The sequence below is a fragment of the Planosporangium flavigriseum genome, from assembly GCF_011947225.1.
Taxonomy (GTDB): domain Bacteria; phylum Actinomycetota; class Actinomycetes; order Mycobacteriales; family Micromonosporaceae; genus Planosporangium; species Planosporangium flavigriseum.
Genome location: NZ_JAATVW010000050.1, coordinates 1 through 3,352, shown reverse-complemented (window position 1 = coordinate 3,352; position 3,352 = coordinate 1). Strand labels below are relative to the sequence as shown.

The following is a 3,352-nucleotide window of genomic DNA, read 5'->3' as shown; positions in this document are numbered from 1 at the left end:
CCGTTGTCACCGCTGCCGAGGCGGCGGAGACCGTCGACCAGGGGCCGGTGGCCGGCGAGGCGCCGTTGACGCCGATCCAGCGGTGGTTCTTCGAAACCCAGACCGTACGCCCGGAGCACTTCAACCAGTCCGTGCTGGTCGAACTGTCCAGCGCGCCGGACGAGCAGGCGCTCCGGCAAGCACTCCAGGCCGTGCTGGTCCACCATGACGCGCTGCGGATGCGGTTCGAGTACAAGGACGGCAGCTGGCGGCAGGTCAATGCGCCGGTCGAGCCGGCAGCGGTGCTCCGGCGCTGTGATTTCTCCTATGTAGTCGGTGACCGGCAACAGGTCGAACTGGACCGGATCATCGCCGAGGTTCACGCGAGCTTCGATCTCGGGCGTCCTCCACTGCTGAAGGCCGTGCTGTTCGTACGGGGCGGCCGGCGCCGGCCGGTGCTGTTCGTGGCGGTGCACCACCTGGTGGTGGACGGGGTGTCGTGGCGGATTCTGCTGGAGGACCTGGACCGCGCGTACGCGCAGGCGCTGCGTGGGGACCCGGTCGACCTGGGGTCGAAGACGACGTCGTTCAAGGAGTGGGCGCAGCGGCTGGCTGAGCATGCGGCCGGCGGCGGGTTCGACGACGAGCTCGGGTACTGGTCCCGGGTCGCCTGTGACGCCGCGGTGCCGGTCGACGGCGACGGCGCGAACACCGTCGCTTCGGCGCGGTCGGTGACCGTCCGGCTGGATGCGGCGGAGACGCGGGCGTTGTTGCAGGACGTGCCGGGGGTGTACCGCACGCGGGTCGACGACGTGCTGCTGGCGGCGCTGGGTCGGGTGCTGGGCGAGTGGACCGGTCGGGAGAAGGTGCTGGTCGACCTGGAGGGGCACGGCCGGGAGGAGGAGCTGTTCGGGGGCGTGGACCTGTCGCGCACGGTGGGTTGGTTCACGAGCATGTTCCCGGTGGCGCTCGGCGTCTCGGGCGGCGATTGGGGCGTGGCGCTCAAGGCGGTCAAGGAGCAACTGCGGGCGGTTCCGCACCGGGGCATCGGCTACGGCGCTCTTCGCTACCTGGCCGGTGATGGCCGTCTAGCCGGACAGCCGCAGGTCAGCTTCAACTACCTCGGCCAGTTCGACCGGCCGGCGGGCGAAGACCGGCTCATCCACACCGTGCTGGACAGTCTGGGCGGAGCGGCGAGCCCCGACGCCGGCCGGGCACACCTGCTCGACGTCGTCGGCCGGGTCGAGCGCAGGTGCCTGGAGTTCACCTGGTCGTACTCGGAGAACCTGCACCACGCGAGCACGATCGGCGCCCTCGCCGAGAATCTGCGCACCGCGCTCCGCGAGATCATCGCCCACTGCGCGCAGCCGGGCGCCGGTGGCCGTACGCCGTCGGACTTCCCCCTGGCCCGTCTTGACCAGGCCGGCGTGGACCGGCTCGCGGGTGACGGCCGTGACGTCGAGGACATCTACCCGCTCACCCCGATGCAGGCCGGCATGGTCTTCCACAGCCTGGTCGACGGCGTGTCCTGCGCGTACTTCAACCAGGTGCAACTGCGGCTGTCCGGCGTTCGCGACCCGGACGAGCTGGGTACGGCGTGGCAGCGGGTGGTCGACCGCACGCCCATCCTGCGCAGCCGGGTGGTGTGGGAAGGCGTCGACCGGCCGCTGCAGGTGGTGTGCCGCGAGGTGGCCGTACCCGTCACCTATCTTGACTGGAGCCGCCTGTCCGAGGCCGAGCGCCTGGATGAGGCGAGGCTGTTCGTGGCCCGTGACCGCGCCGAAGGTATCGACCTCGCGACCGCTCCGTTGATGCGGTTGGCGGTCATCACGCTCGCGGCCGACGAAGTCCTGCTGGTCTGGACCTTCCACCATGTCCTGCTCGACGGGTGGAGCGCGGCGCAGGTGTTCGGCGAGGTGTGCCAGCAGTACGCGGCGACCGTCCACGGGTACGGTGTCGCCCCGGCGGTCCGGCGCCCCTTCCGGGAGTACCTGCAGTGGCTGAGCAACCGCGACCGGCAGGAGGCGGAAGAGTACTGGCGCCAGGTGCTGGCGGACTTCGAGGCGGCGACCCCGCTGCCGTTCGACCGGCAGCCGGTGGAGGCGCACCGGGCGGAGTCCGGTGCGCGGGCGCACCTCACGATGCCGGCCGAGCGGTTCGCGCGCCTGCGGGAGGTCGCGCAGCACAACGGGCTGACGGTGAACACGGTAGTGCAGGGCGCGTGGGCGCTGTTGCTGTCGTGCTACAGCGGCGAGCGGGACGTGTGCTTCGGGACGACGGTGTCCGGCCGGCCGGCGGACCTGGCGGGCGTGGAGTCGATGGTGGGGATGTTCATCAACACCCTGCCGACCCGCGTTGCTGTCCACAGTGGCCAGAATCTGGTGTCGTGGCTGCGTGACCTGCAGGTACAGCAGTCCGAGTCCCGCCGGTTCGAGTTCGTGTCGCTGGCCGAGCTGCAGACCTGGACCGGCCTGCCCGGTGGCGCCAACCTGTTCGACAGCATCGTGGTCTTCGAGAACTACCCGTTCGACGGCGAGGCCATCGCCGAGCACGGACTGCGCATCCAGCAGGTACAGGACCTGGAGCCGACCAACTATCCGCTCAGCGTCGTGGTCGAACCGGCGGAGCACCTGTCGATCGCGCTCGACTACGACCCCGCCCTGTTCGACGCGGAGACGGTTGAGCGCCTGGGCGGCAGCCTGGAGATGCTGCTGGACGGGTTCATCGACGACCCGGACCGCCGGCTGGGTGACCTCGCACTGCTGACGGGGGCCGAGCGGGATCGGGTGGTGGTGGAGTGGAACGACACCGATTGCGAGGTGCCGGTGGGTACGGTGCCGGCGTTGTTCGCCGCGCAGGTACGCCGTACGCCGGAGGCGCCTGCTGTGGTCTGCGGTGGTGTTGAGGTGAGCTATGCGGAGTTGGGCGCGCGCGCCAACCGCCTCTCCCACCGGCTGATCGGGCTGGGCGTGGGCCCCGAGGATCGGGTCGGCGTGCTGGTGGACCGGTCGGCCGACCTGGTGGTGGCGGTGTTGGCGATCGTGAAGGCCGGCGGCGCCTACCTGCCGCTGGACGTCCGGGCCCCGGCGGAGCGGCTGCGGCTCGTCCTGCACGAAGCGGGCGCCACGGTGGTGGTGACCGATCGGGCGTGGGAGGCGACGGCGCGTACCGTCCACGAGCGCGACCTGGTCGTGATGGACGCTGATGAGTCCCTGTCAGGCGAACCCGCGGTTGCACCCGCGGTGCCGGTCGCCCCGGACAACCTGGCGTATGTCGAGTACACGTCGGGGTCGACCGGGGTGCCCAAGGGCGTCGCGGTGCGGCACCGGGACATCGCGGGGTTGGCGTTCGATCGGCGGTTTGCCGGCGGTGG

General features: G+C 70.9%; 1 protein-coding gene. It reads left to right on the top strand.

The features are described 5' to 3' along the window. Positions 1–3,352: condensation domain-containing protein (locus tag HC028_RS26730; RefSeq protein ID WP_168080212.1), on the top strand; the 3,352-nt coding region annotated here is incomplete at both ends.